We start from the raw sequence: 15,274 nt of genomic DNA, 5'->3' as shown, positions 1-15,274 counted from the left end.
AGAACCCATGACTGACATCGAGTCCGACACCACCGCCGTGGTCTGGAAGGTCCTGGTCAAGGAGGGCGACGAGGTGGCCGAGGGCGACGCCGTCGTGATCCTGGAGTCCATGAAGATGGAGATCCCGGTCGAGGCTGAGACCGCCGGCACCGTCACGAAGGTCCACGTCGGCGAAGGCGATGCGGTCGACGACGGCGACGTCGTCGTGACGCTGGACTGAGGCGCCGTGTTCACCCGGATACTGGTCGCCAACCGCGGCGAGATCGCGGTCCGTGTCATGCGGACGTTGCGCGAGCTCGGCATCGAGTCGGTCGCGGTGCACTCCGACGTCGAGGCCGATGCGCTGCACGTCAAGGCTGCCGATCACGCTGTGGCGATCGGCGGAGCGCCGGTGGCTGAGAGCTATCTGCGCATCGACGCCGTGATCGAGGCCGCGCTCAGCAGCGGCGCCCAGGCCATCCACCCCGGATACGGCCTGCTGTCGGAGAATCCCGACTTCGTCGACGCGTGCGAGGCCGCCGGGCTGGTCTTCATCGGCCCGTCGGCGGCGTCGATGCGGGCGATGGGTTCCAAGATCGCGGCCCGCAACACGATGTCCGCGGCTGGCGTCCCGGTTGTGCCCGGATCGCTCGACGCCATCACGTCGTTGGAGCAGGCGACCGCGATGGCGGCCGACATCGGCTACCCCATCGCGGTCAAGGCATCCGGTGCAGGCGGCGGCAAGGGCTTCCGGGTCGCCTCATCGCCAGATCAGCTCGAAGCCGCGATCGAAGGAGCCAGCGGGGAGGGTCAGCGCTTCTTCGGTGACGCGACGGTCTACCTCGAGCGCTACCTCGAAGATCCGCGTCACGTCGAGGTGCAGGTCCTGGCCGACTCGCAGGGCTCGGTCGTCCATCTCTTCGAGCGCGACTGCTCGATCCAGCGACGGCACCGAGAAGCCATCGAGGAGTCACCGGCCCCGCAGGTCACGCCGCAGCGCGCGAACGCATCGGCGCGATCGCGATCGAGGCCGCTCGTGCGGTGGGCTACCGCTCGGCTGGCACGGTCGAGGGGCTGCTGGTCGGCGACGAGTTCTTCTTCCTCGAGATGAACACGCGCATCCAGGTCGAGCACTGCGTCACCGAGATGGTCACGGGCGTCGACATCGTCGCCGAGCAGGTGCGCATCGCCGCGGGCGAACCGCTGTCGTTCGCGCAGGACGATCTGGTGATCAACGGGCATGCGATCGAGTGCCGGATCAACGCCGAGAACGCCGCCAAGCGGTTCTTGCCGAACCCCGGCACGATCGACGAGTACGTCGAGCCGACCGGCGAGCACGTGCGCGTCGACTCGGGCGTCACGTCCGGCACCCCAGGTGCTGCCCTACTACGACCCGATGCTGGCCAAGCGTCGTCTGGGGACCCGACCGCGAGTCGGCGACCCAGGCGATGCTCGAAGCCCTCGACGCGTACACCGTCACGGGCATCGCGACCCTGCTGCCGTTCCACCGGGCGCTCCTGGCGACCGACCAGTGGGCCAAGGCCAGACGTGCCGCGACATCCTCGACGATCCGGCCAGGCTCAAGGCGTTGCTCGCCGATGCCTGACGGCTACGCTTACACCACACGTCGGTCGCGGTGACCGACATCGCCGCGACGGGACGCTGGCTGCGGCGCGAAGCTGGGAGCCACCCCGATCGCGGGCGAGGTGCTCGACGACTTCCGGTACGTGCTGTTCCACGTCGGTGACGCGGACGGCGGCGGACGTCTGGAGCCGATGGAGCCCGAGGCGCCCGGAGGATTCCTCGACCGGTTCGTCGCGACGCACGGCGAGTCGCCGCGACCACCTCACGTTCACGGTCCCGACCTCGTCGAGGCGGTCGCGCAGGTGCGGGCGCTGGGACTCGAGGTCGTCGGCGAGGACTACTCGTACGGCAAGTGGCGAGAAGCCTTCCTCATGCCCGAGGTCACGCACCGCGTCGTGATCCAGCTGGCCGACACGACCGCAGCGTTTCCGCCGCCGGCCGAGCTGATGGCGACCCGCGAGCGCGACGTCGACAACTTCCCGGCAACCGGGTGCCAAGAACCCCGGTGGTGGGAGTTCATGTGGAGGAAGAGCCCACGCGGCAGGCGAAGCTGGTCTCCACTACCCTGCGGTCGCGCGACCTGGCCCTGACCGATGCCTTGCTCGGTGGCATCCTGCACGGCGAGCGGACGACCGAGGGCACCGATGTGCGCTACACCTGGGCGCACGCCTCGGTGCTGGTCCGACCGGCCGACCAGGCCGGGGTCGCCAGCATCCAGTGCCGTGGGCCACTTCCTGAGTCCGTCCACGTCGGGCTCCTGCCGATCGAGGAGCTGTCATGATCGCCTCACCCGTCGTCGGCACCGAGGTGTTCGGCAAGCACGTCCTGGTCATCACGATCGATCGGCCGCAGGCGCGCAACTCGATCAACGACGCCGTCGCCGAGCAGCTGGCCGGGCCATGGAACGGCTCGACGAGACCCCGACCCTGCGAGTCGCCGTGCTGACCGGTGCCGGCTCGGGCTTCTGCGCCGGGCTCGACCTCAAGGCATTCCTCGACGGGGAGCTCGGTGAGCATCCCGAGTACGGTTTCGCCGGGCTGACCCGGCGTCCGCCTCGCAAGCCGCTGATCGCTGCCGTCGAGGGCTTCGCCCTGGCCGGCGGGCTCGAGATCGCCTTGGCCTGCGACCTGATGGTTGTCGCCGACGACGCCCGGCTCGGCATCCCCGAGGTCAAGCGTGGCCTCGTCGCCGACGGCGGCGCACTGCTGAGGTTGCCCGAGCGGCTGCCGGGCAACATCGCGATGCACTGGCGTTGACGGGCAGCGAGATCTCGGCCGCCCGGCTCCACGCGAGCCGGCCTCGTCAACGTGCTGACCGCTCCGGGCGAGGCATTGCGCGCTGCGCTCGACCTCGCCGAAGAGATCGCCGCCAACAGCCCGGCGGCGGTCCAGGTCAGCAAGCAGGTGCTGCGCACCGCGCCGTCGTGGACGCCGGATGAGCAGTGGGAGCGCCAGCAGGTCATGGTCGAGCCGGTCTGGTCGTCGAATGACGCCCGAGAAGGTGCGACAGCGTTTGCCGAGAAACGGGCGCCACGGTTCACCGACGTCTCGCTCGCCGTGTGTCTTGGCGCCTGGCGACCACGCGTCCACGAGCCTCAGGGTTCCAGAGCCTCAAGGAGATCTTGCGCCAGCAGTGTCACACTTTCGGATACAGCAGTCGGGTCCCCCACCAGCCTCAGCGGCGCCAGCCATGAGGGACCCACGGGCACTTGATCCTTGGGCGAACAGCTCGCGGAGCTGGTCGAGTGCCTCGCGCGTTACCGCCCTGCTGGACTCTTCGCTCAGCAGACGATCGATTGCTTCAACGAACACCTGGGTATCGATTGCCCTCAGCAGACGGTAGACGTCGTGAGCGTCCTTGTTGTCCTGCCTTGACGGGGTCTCGAGTCGATCGTCGATCTTGTGTAGTTTGGCCACCAACAGGGCCGCCGGCCCAGCCACCAAGACCTCGATCTCTCGAGATTCGGCTGCAGGATCGAGCGCTCGGATGACCATCGTGGACTTGTCGATCAAGGTTGCCTCGATACCTCGCGCCCTCCGCATCGCCTTCGAGCCGTGCGGCGGCACACGGACCCCGCGGCGTCCGGCTCCGGCGACGGCGTGGGCACCATCAAGTCGACCGGTACTCCGCGCGGCGAGATCCACGACCCAATCGCGCTCGGCCGTGAATCCGGCATAAAGCCTGCAGCGCTCATCGCATCCTCGATCAGCGGATCGGGAGCCCAGCAGGTCGGGGTCGACCGCGACGTCGCCGTCAGTGGTGAACTCGGCAAGGGCGATCTCCGTCCCTCCGGTGTGCAGGTAGACGGCTTGGGCACCGATGATGACAAGCGCATCGAGGTGTGATTTCAACGCCGTCAGGGCGTCGAGAAGGCCCGTCCGCGCCATGGCCACTTCGTCAGTCACGACGCCAGCTTTTCCTCGTTCGCCTTCATCCACTCGATCAGGTAGTCGCCTTCGGCAGGTTCGCGCCCTGGCCCATTCAAGAGGTCGGCGGCAACCTGCGCAGGCGCTGCCACCGGGTAGCCGCCTTCGGTCAGCACGGTGTTCTGGAACGGCACATCGCCAACAGTCTTCGGTTCGAGCAAGATGATGTTGGGCGCGGCAGTGTTGGGCCGTAGACCCCACTGCTCCGAAGCCTCCTGGATCGACGAAACGTAGACGTAGGCGGCCTTCGCCGGCGCATAGGTCGCCCACTGCCTCGCAGCAATTGACCCCGTCACAGCGACAGGAAAGGCCGACCCCTTGCCGATCTTGCTCGAGAAGCTTATCCACTCCCCGCGGGTCGATAAACGCCATCACCCGCGTCGTTGACTGAAAGGCGGCGTCCGCGCTCCACGAGCGCAGCAACCGCTCCCAGTCGGTCACTCGCGATCGTTTGTCGTCCTTGACAACGAGGTCCTCGCGTTCCAGGTACTCCAAGACCCGGTACGTTGCGCCAGTGGACGCACCTGAAGCGGCGATGAGTTCACGGACGGTCCAGTCGCGGTCGTAGTCCAATAGCGCGCGCGCAACACGTGCCGCGGGTTCACCCTTGAGCGTGCCGCGCGGGCGTCCTTTGCGCCATGGATCTCGGTCCTCTCCTCGGTCAGCGATGAAGATAGCCGGAGAGTCGAGAGCGATGCGCATATTGCCGGTAGCGTCCACGTAAGCGAGCCCGACCTCTGCGAGAGCCTCACGCACCGACATCGATAGGTAGCGAGCCGCCACGACCGGAACCTCTCCGGATTCCGCGAACATGGAGCGAGCCCGCTCAGCGATGCGTGCGACGTCTCGGCGCTCGATGACCTGCTTGACCTCCACAAGAAGTTTCGCTGCCCTCCCGTCGGGAGCCTCGCTCGATAGACAAGTCGGGCCGAGGCAAACCCTTCTGCGGCTCAACGGCGTCCGTGGCCTTCCAGCTGTCGGGCAGGCGGTCGCGTACTGGCTTGACGATGCGACGCTCCAACTCGCTAGCCGTCAGCATCTCTTCATGTGTCATGAGCTCACACCTCCCGTTCGGGTAACATCGCTATTTCGTTGGCGGCGAAATCACTGACTTACCCGAACAATCTAGCATCTGCTCAGAAGTAGGCCGTTCTCGCCGACAGCCAGAACTCGACAATCATCGGCCAATTCCAGCTCGATGAGCGCCTCGCGCGATCTGGTCTTCGCGATGGTCACGAGACCGGAGGCTGCGCGCGGGTCCAAGCATCGACGTTGAACGGTCCCGCCTCGGCCGGTACGGCGTCGACGCCCAAGGCTAGATCGACGACCTCCGGGGGCGCTGGCCCTCGCTCATCCGCAGACGATCGCGGTAGTCGGCGGCAAACGCGGCGGCGACGTCCTCGGAGTTCAACGACGGCTCGAAGTCGGCGAGCCCCGCGATCGAGTCGGTTCGCAGGCGTACCCCAGGGCCTCCGAGACGGCGATGATGACAGCGCGCACGTCGTCGGACATCGCGACCTGGACGACGGTGCTGAACAGTGAGCCCGTGCCGGTGATGCGTTGCGCCGATCCGACGACCTTGGCCTGACCTGCGACGTTGATGCTGAACTCGCCGGGGCAGTACTCGCCGTCGACCGGACCGACGCGCGCATCGAGGTCTCCCCAGCGACCGCAGGACGTCGCGATGGCTCGCGGCGTTGTCGGCGAACGTCGATGCACCGGCCTGCCGCAGGTCTGAGCTGCGGGTCACGTGGTCGATCACGACGGCACCGCTGTCGTACGCGACCATCTGCCCGCCGGCCGAGCGGATCACCGGCTCGAAGCCGGCAGACCGCGCCAGGTCGGCGGCCGCGAGGATTCCGGGACGCCGCAGGTCGCGCGAGCTGAACGCGACGGTCGGGCCCTGAGGCACGTAGACGCGCACGAGCCCCGACCAGTCGCTGCGTGTGCTCCGCAGCAGCAGGAACGCGAGCGTCAGCTCGACCGCCGCCGACCGGCCGGCCCGGGCGTCATGGCCGGCGACCAGGACGCGGGGAGATGCCGGATCCATGACGGGTCCGGTTCTCAGTCGCGGTCGATCTGCAGCTCACCCATGAGACCCCAGTCCTCGTCGGGGACCACGGTGTTGATGATGTGCGGAGTCGACTCGAGCCACTGCGGGAAGTCGGCCATGGCCTTGACGAAGTGCGCCGACTTCACGTGCGCCTCGGCAGCGTCGTCCTTGAACGCCTCGAGCAGGACGTACTCGTTCGGGTCGTCGAGGCTGCGTGACCAGCGGAACCAGAGGTTGCCCGGTTCGGCGCGGGTGGCCTCGGTGAACTCACGTGACAGCTGGGCCACTGCTCGGCGTGCTCGGGCAGCACGTGGAAGCGGACGTTGATGATGATCATGGCTACTGATCCTAGTTCTGTCGCGGCGGGTGCGCCTGCTCGTGCAGGGCGATCAGGACGTCGGGGGTCGTACGGCGGATCGTCGCGGCGACGGCTTCGGTCGCCAGGTCGTCGAAGCGCTTGAACCGCACGCAGCTCTGCCCATGTCGAGCTTCTTGCCGGACGCACGCCAGTCGGCCCGGAACGTCTCCAGCTCGTCGGGCTGGGCGTAGCAGCCCTGCAGGTACAACGAGGTGTAGTTCTTCTGTGCGGCGAGCGCGGCGACCCCGAGCGGGTGGCCGTTGTACGTGTCGGGGTACGTCTCGAGCGGGACGACCCACGTGGGCATGCCGAAGTCCATCTGGCGGACGTATCCGGCGGGCAGCGCGCTCTCGACCAGGTCGATGACATCGCGCAGGACGTCAGCGCGGTCAGGAGGCAGTGCGTCGAGGTAGTCGTCGAACACCGGGACGGGGTGCATGCTGCGAGACTACGACGCGAGATGCTGGTAGCCCACCCCCGGCGACCCAGGAGATCACGATGACTGACCTTCGACCCGTGCTGGTCGGCGTTGCCGATCGACAGTCGACGATCCTCGACTACGCCGCGCGCGAGGCCGTGCGGGCGCAGTGCGCGCTGCGACTCGTGCGGTCGTACGCCGTGCCCCCGTCGCCGCCCGTCGCGGTGGCCGGGGTCGACATCCCGGCCTCGTACCGTGCTGGCGCGCAGGACGTCCTGGACGACGCGGTCGGCCTGGTCGAGCAGGGACACCCTGGGCTGCAGGTCGAAACCGTGCTCGCCAAGGGGCACACTCCCGGCGTGCTGGAGCAGGAGTCGCACCAGGCCCGACTGATCGTCATCGGTCCGCCCGCGCGCAAGCCCTGGTACGTCAGATGTTCGAGGGCGAGGTCACGCACCACCTCGTCCAGCACGCCGGCTGTCCTGTCGTCGTGGTGCCCGACGAGTGGCACGACTCGTCTGACCAGGGGCCGGTCGTGGTCGTGGTCGACGAGGAGTCGTCGGCACAGGTCGCGGTGGAGTTCGCTCGGCAGGTGGCGCAGAGCCGCGGAGCCGCAGCTGCAGGTCGTGCAGAGCGAGGGCGACGCACGTGAGGTTGCCTTGGCGGCCGCCGAGCAGGCGGGTCTCCTGGTGCTGACCGACTCGTTCGCGCAGAAGGTCGTCGGGGTCGCGACGTGCCCCGTCGCTGTCGTCCCGGCGTCCTTCCGCGGGCAGGACGTCTAGCGCAGCACCTTCGTCAGAGCCTCGCGGTGCTCGTCGAGCGGGAACGTGAAGTCCGATCGGTAGGCGTCGACGGAGTTCCCGTGCTCGGGACGCTCGACCTGCGGGCAGGCCCAGAAGTAGTGGATCTCGTTGCCGGTCGCCGAGGCGAACAGGTACTCGTTGGCGGCGACGTAGTTCTGGCTCGTCAGGATCACGATCCGCGCGCTGGGGCTGAACATCATGTTGAACAGGCCGCTGCCGGCGAACCCGGCGATGACCTTCGCGGCGCTGAACGTGTGGGCCTGCTCGGTGTACGGCATCTTCTCGGGGAGTACGACGGTGTACCCCTGCGCCTGCATGAACGCCTCGACCTCCGGGGCGTTGGTGCAGTATCGCTGCGACTTCGCCCGACGTGACACGAAGATCTTCTCGGGACGGCTGTCGCGATCGGGGTCGGCGCCGAGACCGTCGTACAGCCGCGCCCATGTCGCCGTCAGGTCGCGGTCGACGTAGAACGGGTTCTCGAGCTGTGGCATCGCAGCCACCAGCGACTCGGCTTGCACAGCCTCGTGCTCGGTGACCCACTCGATGGAGTCGGTCGGCACGCCGAGCGCCTGCAGGATCGCCGCCTTCCACGACGGGAGCGCCTTCTTGCCGGCCTGGTGGGTCATGACGACCCGCAGATCGGGGTTCGCGGCCACGGCGTGCTCCCAGCCCCAGAGGTGCGAGATCGTCTCGGTCGTCAGGTGACCGAAATGGGTCGGGAACGCCGAGTCGAAGGAGAAGAGCCCACCGTCGACCCTCCGCACGGGCGTGTGCTCGACCTCGTCGACGAGGCGACCGAAGTGCTTCGACATCGCGATGACCTGCTTGTGGAACAGCTGTGGGCTGTTCCAGTGCCGGAAGGAGTCGGGCAGGATCAGGTTGTCGCGGGTGACGATCTCGCGCACTCGACACGTCGCTTCGGCATACCGGCGCACCGACAGGGCCGGAACCTCGATGATCGGCTGCTTCTCGCGAGGTGCGGGCTCGCCGTGCATCACGAGGTCGGCTCGAGAGTCGTACCGGTAGGCGTCCCGCGTCACCATGACGTCGCCCCAGTCGTCGCCGTACCGCTGGGCGAGGGTCGCCTCGACCTCGTCGTGTCGCAGAGTGAAGTAGTGCCCGCGAAGCTTGCGGACCGCGCCGAGACCGTGGCTGGTCGGCAGCGTCTCGACGCTCGTGACCAGCTCGGTCCTCGTCGTGCGGCGGCGGTTTTGTCTCCGGGCTTCGCGGAGGCCAGGGCAGCCAGCTGGTCGACCAGGCGCGGTCGCCCGTGGCGGCCACGTAGACGCCGCCTTCAACGACGGCCCCCACGACCTGCTTGAAGGTCGCGAATCCGTCGCTGTCAGAGCGGGTGTCGATGATCGCACCGGGAGCCGGCCCGCCACGCAAGGCACCGAGGACGTCGACATCGGTCACGATGCGGGCGTCGATGCCGTCAAGGTGGCCGACCAGCGCCTCGGCCGTCGTGCGGTCGCAGTCGTCGGCCAGCACCACGACGGGCTCGGCCGGGGTGGGCCCGAGCATCTGCAGGATCGACCGTGCGCGCACGTGCAGGCGACGGGATCGCCACGTGCGGCGCGCTGCCGCGACCCAGGAGTCGGTTGCCACCGCCCGAGTCTAGGAGCAACAGGGCGCAGGCTCGGGGACCTCAGGCGTGGTGGACGCGCCGTCCGTCGATGCTGCGGGGCTGCACCTCGACGATGACGGTGCGGTCGCCACCGGCCCAGGCCGTGCGCCGATGGGCGTGGTCAGCTGCTCGCGGAGCGTGTCGTCATCGACCCGTCGGCTGCTGCCGCGGACCGTCACGTTCCACCCGTTGCCGTACATCGTGTCGGCGTGGGTGGCAGACATCGCGACGTCGTCGTGCCCCTCGGCGAGCACCCCCAAGGAGGTCGTGTCGTCGATGCGGAAGTACACCCGGCGGTCGAGCGCCTGGATGTTGACCGGCATCAGCTGCTGCCCGTCGGTGTTCACGAAGGCGACCATGCCGACGACGGCCGACTGCAGGAGCTCCCCAGCACTCGGTCTCGTCGAGGATCGACAGATGGCGGTTGGCGTCGTCCATGGCTTGCCTCCTGTAGTGGCTCGCGCCCGGGCCACTCGCCCGTCGCCCGCTGAAAGCCCTTGGCACCCTGCCGCTGGATCACGGCCTTGACGACAGCGTAGATCGCACCCTGCAGCACCGCTGCGAGCAGGATCTCCTTGAACGGATATTCCGACTGCAGCGGCCCGGGCGGATCGTCGCCGTCGGTCGGACTGACGCGCTTCCACACCTGCTTGAACAGCAGGCTGGCCACGAGCCCGCCGATGACGGAGCTTGACGACGCCCACGGGCCGGTAGAGAATCTTCGCCGAGGTGCTCGGCTTCTTGGCAGATGTCACGGTGCAGCTCCTAGGGGCAGCCAACATGGACGCCGTGCCCCCGAGACATGGCGTCCACGCTGGTGGTCATGGGTGAATCAGCTGGCGATCTTGGCGATGCGGGCCAGCGCCGCGCGTTCGCCTTCGGTCATGCCGCCCCAGACGCCATAGGGCTCGCGCACGGCCAGAGCGTGCTCGCGGCACCGTTCGATCACGGGACAGCGGCGGCACAGCTTCTTGGCGGCCTCTTCGCGGCGTTCGCGTTTCGCGCCGCGCTCGGCTTCGGGAGAGAAGAACACGGAACTGTCGACGCCCTTGCAGAGGCCTTCGTACTGCCACTCGTACGCGTCGATCATGGGACCGGGTAGTCGATTGACATTCACCATAGGAGGGCTGTGCCCCCCTGTTGCGGTTTCAAACATGTGTGCTCGCTGCCTACTCGCGGGTAACATAGCGGCATGACCGAATCGAGAGTCCTGACCGAGATCGACGGCAACGTCGCCTATGTGACGCTCAACCGCCCCGACAAGCTCAACGGGGTCGACCTGGAGACCATCGCCGAGGCTGGTGGCGGCCGCCAAGAGCCTGCGGGGCAACCGAGACATCCGGGCCGTCGTGCTGCAGGGCAAGGGCCGATCGTTCTGCGCCGGCCTCGACTTCGCGGCCGCGTTCAAGGACAAGAAGAGGGTGGCGCGCTACTTCTTCGCCGGGCCGCGGACCGTCAACCAGTTCCAGCAGGTCAACCAGATCTGGCGGACGCTCCCGGTGCCGGTCATCGCCGTCATCCAGGGCCATTGCTACGGCGCAGGGCTCCAGCTCGCGGCGTGCGCCGACTTCCGGTTCACGACCCCTGACGCCACCTGGGCGATCCTCGAGGCCAAGTGGGGCCTGGTTCCCGACATGGGCGGGACGGTCCCGTTCAGCGAGCTGCTGCCCGCCGACGTCGCGATGCGGCTGTCGATGACCGGCGAGACGTTCAGCGGCGAACGCGCCGGTGAGCCGGACTGGCCACCGAGGTGAGCGAAGATCCGCTGCAGGCGGCGCTCGCGCTCGTCGAGCAGATCGTCGAACGGTCGCCCGACTCGGTCGCCGCCACCGAGCAGCTGATCTACGGGACCAGGCACGCGAGCCTGCGCGGCGCCTACCGGCTCGAGCGACGTCTGCAGGCCGCGATGTTCAAGGCCCGCAACACCTCGATCGCGCGCAAGGCCGGTGCCGCCAAGGAGAAGCCGGTTTTTCGGGCCCCGGACCTTCGGCTGATTCGGGTCCTAGCCGGTTGGTTGCTAGGGTTCTGGGCGTGACTGACGAGAATCCCGGCAAGAAGGTTGCCAACCAGTACGAGCGCAACTACGACTACACCAAGTACTGGGACAACCGCGACTACGAGAACGCAGCCGAGCACATCGCGATCCGGCGCCTGCTGAAGGGCAACCGCTACTCCAAGGCGGCTGACATCGGCGGCGGATTCGGTCGGCTGTGCCTGTTGCTGCGCTCGTTCGCGAACGAGGTGACCCTTGCCGAGCCGGCGGCCACGCAGCTCGAAGCGGCCAAAGAAGGTGCTCGAAGGCACTGACATCAAGCAGGTCCAGATGCAGGCCGACGACCTCAAGTTCGCCGACGGCGAGCTCGACCTGATCACGATGGTGCGGGTCATGCACCACATCCCCGAGCCGACCGCCGAGTTTGCCGAGATCGCCCGCGTCCTGGCTCCCGGTGGCACCGCGATCATCGAGGTCGCCAACTACGGTCACTACAAGAACCGTCGCCGGCACAAGAAGGAAGGCCGCGCGCTGCCGACCACGCCGGTCGACATCCGCCAGACCAAGGCCGACGAGCCCGACGCCATCGCGTTCGTCAACCACAACGTCGACACCGTCGTCGGTCAGCTCTCCGCTGCGGGTCTGCAGCTCGAGAGCAAGCTTGTCGGTGTCCAACCTGCGCAGCCAGCGGCTCAAGCGGGCGCTGCCGACCAGCGTCATGCTGGCCGCAGAGCGGGTCACGCAGGCGCGCCTGGCCAAGAGCAACTTCGGTCCGAGCATCTTCCTGAAGCCCGCAAGTCCTGACGTCCTACCGCACGATCGCCGGTCCGGCCTCGGCTGAGCTCGAGGTCAAGCGGTCGCGCTTCCTGGGACAGGTGCGCCGGGTCGAGTCCGAGGCCGAGGCGCGGGAGCTCATCGATGCCGTGCGGCGTGAGCACCACGACGCACGGCATCACTGCACGGCGTTCGTGATCGGTCACGACGCGATGCTGCAGCGCTCCAACGACGACGGCGAGCCGTCCGGGACCGCCGGGGCGCCGATGCTCGAGGTGCTCACCCGCCGCGAGATCAGCGATGTCGTCGCGGTCGTCTCACGCTGGTTCGGCGGGACGCTGCTGGGTGCGGGCGGTCTCGTGCGGGCGTACGGGGATGCGGTGGCAGCGGCGCTCGACGTGGCCGGTGTGCAGGAGCGCGGGCTGCGCCACGTCATGTCGGTCGTGGCGATGCCGGCTGACGCTGGTCCGCTCGACAACAGGCTGCGTGCGCTGGGGCGCGGTGACCGCCGTCGACTACGGCTCGCGGGTCACCTTCACCGTCAACGTCATCGATCCTGTGCTGTTCGAGCGTCAGGTCGCCGAAGCGACGGCTGGGCGCGGTGCAGTCACTGCGCTCGGGACCACCTGGCACGACCTCGAGACGTGACGGGATCGACCGTCAGGACGCGAAGCGCTTGGCTGACCGCTCCTTGGCCTTGATGGCCTCGACCTCGCGGTCCTTGGGCGGCGCGTTGGTCACCAGGTCGTCGAGAAGGTGCCCCGTGATGTGGGCGATCTCGTCGACGGCACGCCAGAAGGTCTCTTCGTTGGCCTTCGACGGCTTGGTCGATCCGCTGATCTTGCGGACGTACTGGAGAGCGGCGGCACGGATCTCGTCATCGTTGGCGGCCGGCTCGAAATTGTGGAGAGTTCGAATGTTTCGGCACATGCTTGCAGGCTAACCCCACGCACCCCGTCCCCGCGAGTGGTGCAATCCGGTCCGCGAGTGGTGCGTCCTGGACCGACACGCCGTCTCGAAAAAGACCAACCCGCACCACTCGCGGAGATGGTGGGGGGGTGGGTTAGAGGGCGTTGAGCCTTTTCAGGACGTTCTTGACGTGCTTGATGGCGTTCTTCTCGCTGAGGCCGGTCGTGTCGTCGAAGTAGAGGCCGTCGCCGATCAGCTGGATCGTGCGGGCGAGGGGCTCGTCGTCGATGTGGTCGCGCAGCACCGCGAACCAGTCGTCGCGCAGGTCGGCGAGCGCGGCCGAGGCGCGGGAGTCGTTCTCCTGGGCGATGCGGCCCGTCGCGATCAGGGCGCGGTCGAAGTCGCTCCCGGTGTTGATCGACGTCGTCAGGTAGAACTCGACCGGCCCCTCAGGCGCGGTACGCATCTTCTCGACGTCTGCCTTGCCCTGCTCGCGCAGTCGGTCGAGCATGCCGTCGACCAGCTCGTCCTTGCTGTGGAAGTGGTAGAGCAGCCCGCCTTTGGACACCTCGGCCGCGGATGCCACGGCGTCGAGGGTGGCCGAGCGGCTGCCGGCGGTCACGAGCAGGGTCTCGAAGGCGTCGAGGAGACGGTCTCGGGTCGAACGCTCCTGGGGTGGCATGGCCTCACTGTACCGAGGCGCAGATCACCCCCCAGATGGTCGTGACTGTACCGTCTGGACGGTATAGTTGAAAGGTAGCCACAAAACCGTGAGGAGGACGACATGACCATGCTCGACAACACCAGCACCACGAACACCAGCACCATGAACGACACCAGGGCCGGGGCCCGCGAATGGGCGGCGCTGGCCGTGCTCATGCTCCCCGTCCTCATGGTCTCGGTCGACAACACCGTCCTGAGCTTCGCGCTCCCGGCGGTCAGCGTCGACCTCAAGCCCAGCGGCACACAGCTGCTGTGGATCGTCGACCTGTACGCGATCATGCTGGCTGGCCTGCTCATCGCGATGGGCAGCATCGGCGACCGCTTCGGACGCCGCCGGCTGCTGCTGATCGGCGCGATCGGCTTCGGCTTCGCCTCGTTGCTCGCGGCCTACAGCACGAGCGCCGAGATGCTGATGGGCGCGCGGTTCCTGCAGGGCGTCTTCGGTGCCACGTTGATGCCGTCGACGCTGTCGCTGATCCGCAACGTGTTCCCCGACGTCCGCGACCGTCGCATCGCGATCGCGACCTGGGCGGCGATGTTCTCCGGCGGCGCCGCACTGGGTCCCGTCCTGGGCGGCTGGCTGCTCGGCCACTTCTGGTGGGGCTCGGTGTTCTTCATCAACGCCCCCATCATCCTGGCCCTCATCCCGTTGGCGCTCGTGCTCCTGCCGGAGTCGCGCGACCCCGATCCGGGACCGCTCGACCTCTGGGCCATCTCGTTGTCGCTGTTCGCGATGCTCCCGACGGTCTTCGCGATCAAGAACGTCGCCGAGCACGGTCTGGACGACCTGACGCTGACGGCCTTCGCGATCGGCATCGTGTCGGCCTGGGCCTTCATCCGTCGCCTGCGCCGCAGCGCCGCACCGATGATCGACCTGACGCTGTTCCACAACCGGGTCTTCACCGGCGCGATCATCGCGAACCTGCTGAGCCTCATGGGCCTGACCGGATTCCTGTTCCTCGGCGCCCAGCTGTCGCAGCTCGTGATGGGGCTGAGCCCCATGGACTCGGCGCTGGTGCTGCTGCCGGGCCTCGCGGCCACGGTACTCGCCGGGTTCGCAGCGGTGCGGCTCGTGCAGTTCATCTCTGCGCGAGTCCTGGTCACGGTGAGCTTCGCGGCGTCGGCCGCCGGGTACGCCGTCACGGCGCTGACCGGCACGCCGACCGTCGTCTCCGTCGCGGTCGCCTTTGCCGTCATGGGCATCGGCATCGGCATGGCCGAGACGTTGACCAACGACCTGATGCTGTCGGCGGTCAAGCCGTCGAAGGCCGGTGCGGCGTCGGCGATCTCGGAGACTGCCTACGAGATCGGCGCCGTGCTGGGGACGGCCGTGCTGGGCACGGTCCTGACGTCGACCTACCGCACGCACCTGACCTACCCGGCGATGCTGGAGTGGGGCGAGCGCCAGGGCGCCTTCGAGACGCTCGGCGGCACCGTCGAGGCGGCGAAGTTCTACCCCAACGAGGTCGGCGAGGGCCTGTTGGAGTCGGCGCGGTCGGCCTTCGACCTCGGCGTGCAGTACACGTCGGCGGTCGCCATCGGCCTGGCCCTGATGGCCGCGATCGTGTCGTGGCGGACGCTCAAGAACGCCTGATCCCGACGCCGGTCACGGTCGCAGGGCGGT

General features: G+C 67.9%; 24 protein-coding genes and 2 pseudogenes. 16 read left to right on the top strand and 10 right to left on the bottom strand.

The features are described from left to right. Positions 1 to 7 precede the first annotated feature (7 nt). From ACHMWU_RS25975 to ACHMWU_RS25940, 8 genes and pseudogenes are all read left to right on the top strand, one after another. Entirely contained in the window at positions 8 to 220 is a 213-nt protein-coding gene (locus ACHMWU_RS25975; RefSeq protein WP_396048416.1) for a biotin/lipoyl-binding carrier protein, read from the top strand. Between the two features lie 6 nt (positions 221 to 226). Then, a pseudogene (locus tag ACHMWU_RS25970) lies at positions 227 to 1,293 on the top strand (hypothetical protein); the annotation flags it as partial. A 134-nt stretch (positions 1,294 to 1,427) separates the two neighbouring features. Continuing rightward, the gene (locus ACHMWU_RS25965; protein ID WP_396048414.1) at positions 1,428 to 1,619 is read left to right on the top strand and encodes a hypothetical protein; all 192 of its coding nucleotides are present in this window, start codon (positions 1,428 to 1,430) and stop codon (positions 1,617 to 1,619) included. A 66-nt stretch (positions 1,620 to 1,685) separates the two neighbouring features. Next, on the top strand, positions 1,686 to 2,153 hold the full coding sequence (locus tag ACHMWU_RS25960) for a hypothetical protein (RefSeq protein ID WP_396048412.1): 468 nt from the start codon (positions 1,686 to 1,688) through the stop codon (positions 2,151 to 2,153). A gap of 8 nt (positions 2,154 to 2,161) precedes the next feature. Continuing rightward, entirely contained in the window at positions 2,162 to 2,344 is a 183-nt protein-coding gene (locus ACHMWU_RS25955; RefSeq protein ID WP_396048410.1) for a hypothetical protein, read from the top strand. Continuing rightward, the gene (locus ACHMWU_RS25950; protein WP_396048408.1) at positions 2,341 to 2,508 is read left to right on the top strand and encodes a hypothetical protein; all 168 of its coding nucleotides are present in this window, start codon (positions 2,341 to 2,343) and stop codon (positions 2,506 to 2,508) included. Before ACHMWU_RS25955 ends, ACHMWU_RS25950 begins: the two co-directional genes overlap by 4 nt. Continuing rightward, positions 2,463 to 3,275: pseudogene (locus tag ACHMWU_RS25945) on the top strand (crotonase/enoyl-CoA hydratase family protein). The gene ACHMWU_RS25950 and the pseudogene ACHMWU_RS25945 overlap by 46 nt, the downstream one beginning before the upstream one ends. A gap of 342 nt (positions 3,276 to 3,617) precedes the next feature. Next, on the top strand, positions 3,618 to 3,908 hold the full coding sequence (locus ACHMWU_RS25940) for a hypothetical protein (protein ID WP_396048406.1): 291 nt from the start codon (positions 3,618 to 3,620) through the stop codon (positions 3,906 to 3,908). A 56-nt stretch (positions 3,909 to 3,964) separates the two neighbouring features. On the opposite strand, the gene ACHMWU_RS25935 is transcribed toward ACHMWU_RS25940, so the two are convergent. The 4 genes from ACHMWU_RS25935 to ACHMWU_RS25920 form a co-directional block, all read right to left on the bottom strand. Next, positions 3,965 to 4,150, bottom strand: a complete 186-nt coding sequence (locus ACHMWU_RS25935; protein ID WP_396048403.1) for a hypothetical protein — start codon at positions 4,148 to 4,150, stop codon at positions 3,965 to 3,967. 1,154 nt (positions 4,151 to 5,304) lie between these two features. Next, a complete protein-coding gene (locus tag ACHMWU_RS25930) occupies positions 5,305 to 6,039 on the bottom strand; it encodes a hypothetical protein (protein ID WP_396048401.1) in 735 nt (244 codons plus the stop codon). Positions 6,040 to 6,053: 14 nt separating this feature from the next. Further along, positions 6,054 to 6,329 carry a putative quinol monooxygenase gene (locus ACHMWU_RS25925; protein WP_396048399.1) on the bottom strand — a complete coding sequence of 92 codons (276 nt, stop codon included), beginning with the start codon at positions 6,327 to 6,329 and terminating at the stop codon, positions 6,054 to 6,056. A 102-nt stretch (positions 6,330 to 6,431) separates the two neighbouring features. Continuing rightward, entirely contained in the window at positions 6,432 to 6,839 is a 408-nt protein-coding gene (locus ACHMWU_RS25920) for a hypothetical protein (RefSeq protein WP_396048397.1), read from the bottom strand. 59 nt (positions 6,840 to 6,898) lie between these two features. Here ACHMWU_RS25920 and ACHMWU_RS25915 point away from each other — a divergent pair, with 59 nt between their 5' ends. Further along, positions 6,899 to 7,600: a universal stress protein gene (locus tag ACHMWU_RS25915; protein WP_396048395.1), complete on the top strand. Its 702-nt coding sequence runs from the start codon at positions 6,899 to 6,901 to the stop codon at positions 7,598 to 7,600. On the opposite strand, the gene ACHMWU_RS25910 is transcribed toward ACHMWU_RS25915, so the two are convergent. Then, on the bottom strand, positions 7,597 to 8,922 hold the full coding sequence (locus tag ACHMWU_RS25910; protein ID WP_396048393.1) for a glycosyltransferase family 61 protein: 1,326 nt from the start codon (positions 8,920 to 8,922) through the stop codon (positions 7,597 to 7,599). The two genes, ACHMWU_RS25915 and ACHMWU_RS25910, sit on opposite strands and share 4 nt — an antisense overlap. Positions 8,923 to 8,981: 59 nt before the next feature. Here ACHMWU_RS25910 and ACHMWU_RS25905 point away from each other — a divergent pair, with 59 nt between their 5' ends. After that, positions 8,982 to 9,245, top strand: a complete 264-nt coding sequence (locus ACHMWU_RS25905; protein WP_396048391.1) for a hypothetical protein — start codon at positions 8,982 to 8,984, stop codon at positions 9,243 to 9,245. Here the strand turns inward: ACHMWU_RS25905 and ACHMWU_RS25900 are convergent. The 3 genes from ACHMWU_RS25900 to ACHMWU_RS25890 form a co-directional block, all read right to left on the bottom strand. Next, positions 9,242 to 9,610 (bottom strand): pyridoxamine 5'-phosphate oxidase family protein, encoded by a 369-nt coding sequence (locus ACHMWU_RS25900; RefSeq protein ID WP_396048389.1) that lies wholly within the window; start codon positions 9,608 to 9,610, stop codon positions 9,242 to 9,244. The genes ACHMWU_RS25905 and ACHMWU_RS25900 overlap by 4 nt on opposite strands. Beyond that, positions 9,595 to 9,921, bottom strand: coding sequence for a DUF4235 domain-containing protein (locus ACHMWU_RS25895; RefSeq protein WP_396048387.1), 327 nt, complete (start codon positions 9,919 to 9,921; stop codon positions 9,595 to 9,597). The genes ACHMWU_RS25900 and ACHMWU_RS25895 overlap by 16 nt, the downstream gene beginning before the upstream one ends. Before the next feature lie 162 nt (positions 9,922 to 10,083). Then, entirely contained in the window at positions 10,084 to 10,371 is a 288-nt protein-coding gene (locus ACHMWU_RS25890) for a WhiB family transcriptional regulator (RefSeq protein ID WP_396049225.1), read from the bottom strand. 181 nt (positions 10,372 to 10,552) lie between these two features. Here ACHMWU_RS25890 and ACHMWU_RS25885 point away from each other — a divergent pair, with 181 nt between their 5' ends. The 5 genes from ACHMWU_RS25885 (at position 10,553) to ACHMWU_RS25865 (ending at position 12,719) form a co-directional block, all read left to right on the top strand. Then, the gene (locus tag ACHMWU_RS25885; protein ID WP_396048385.1) at positions 10,553 to 11,005 is read left to right on the top strand and encodes an enoyl-CoA hydratase-related protein; all 453 of its coding nucleotides are present in this window, start codon (positions 10,553 to 10,555) and stop codon (positions 11,003 to 11,005) included. Beyond that, entirely contained in the window at positions 11,002 to 11,286 is a 285-nt protein-coding gene (locus ACHMWU_RS25880) for a hypothetical protein (RefSeq protein ID WP_396048383.1), read from the top strand. Before ACHMWU_RS25885 ends, ACHMWU_RS25880 begins: the two co-directional genes overlap by 4 nt. After that, complete coding sequence (locus ACHMWU_RS25875) at positions 11,283 to 11,558, top strand: hypothetical protein (RefSeq protein ID WP_396048381.1); 276 nt, start codon at positions 11,283 to 11,285, stop codon at positions 11,556 to 11,558. Before ACHMWU_RS25880 ends, ACHMWU_RS25875 begins: the two co-directional genes overlap by 4 nt. Then, positions 11,542 to 12,048 carry a class I SAM-dependent methyltransferase gene (locus ACHMWU_RS25870; RefSeq protein WP_396048379.1) on the top strand — a complete coding sequence of 169 codons (507 nt, stop codon included), beginning with the start codon at positions 11,542 to 11,544 and terminating at the stop codon, positions 12,046 to 12,048. Before ACHMWU_RS25875 ends, ACHMWU_RS25870 begins: the two co-directional genes overlap by 17 nt. A gap of 71 nt (positions 12,049 to 12,119) precedes the next feature. Further along, entirely contained in the window at positions 12,120 to 12,719 is a 600-nt protein-coding gene (locus ACHMWU_RS25865; RefSeq protein ID WP_396048377.1) for an IMPACT family protein, read from the top strand. On the opposite strand, the gene ACHMWU_RS25860 is transcribed toward ACHMWU_RS25865, so the two are convergent. Then, the gene (locus ACHMWU_RS25860) at positions 12,679 to 12,948 is read right to left on the bottom strand and encodes a DUF2277 domain-containing protein (protein ID WP_396048375.1); all 270 of its coding nucleotides are present in this window, start codon (positions 12,946 to 12,948) and stop codon (positions 12,679 to 12,681) included. The genes ACHMWU_RS25865 and ACHMWU_RS25860 overlap by 41 nt on opposite strands. Before the next feature lie 133 nt (positions 12,949 to 13,081). After that, positions 13,082 to 13,609: a TetR/AcrR family transcriptional regulator gene (locus ACHMWU_RS25855; protein WP_396048373.1), complete on the bottom strand. Its 528-nt coding sequence runs from the start codon at positions 13,607 to 13,609 to the stop codon at positions 13,082 to 13,084. A gap of 102 nt (positions 13,610 to 13,711) precedes the next feature. On the opposite strand from ACHMWU_RS25855, the gene ACHMWU_RS25850 reads away from it, so the two are divergent. Beyond that, positions 13,712 to 15,244 carry an MFS transporter gene (locus tag ACHMWU_RS25850; RefSeq protein WP_396048371.1) on the top strand — a complete coding sequence of 511 codons (1,533 nt, stop codon included), beginning with the start codon at positions 13,712 to 13,714 and terminating at the stop codon, positions 15,242 to 15,244. The last annotated feature ends 30 nt before the right edge of the window (positions 15,245 to 15,274 follow it).

Source organism: Aeromicrobium sp. UC242_57 (assembly GCF_044452305.1).
Classification (GTDB): Bacteria; Actinomycetota; Actinomycetes; order Propionibacteriales; family Nocardioidaceae; genus Aeromicrobium.
This window is presented reverse-complemented; position numbering and strand designations above follow the sequence as displayed.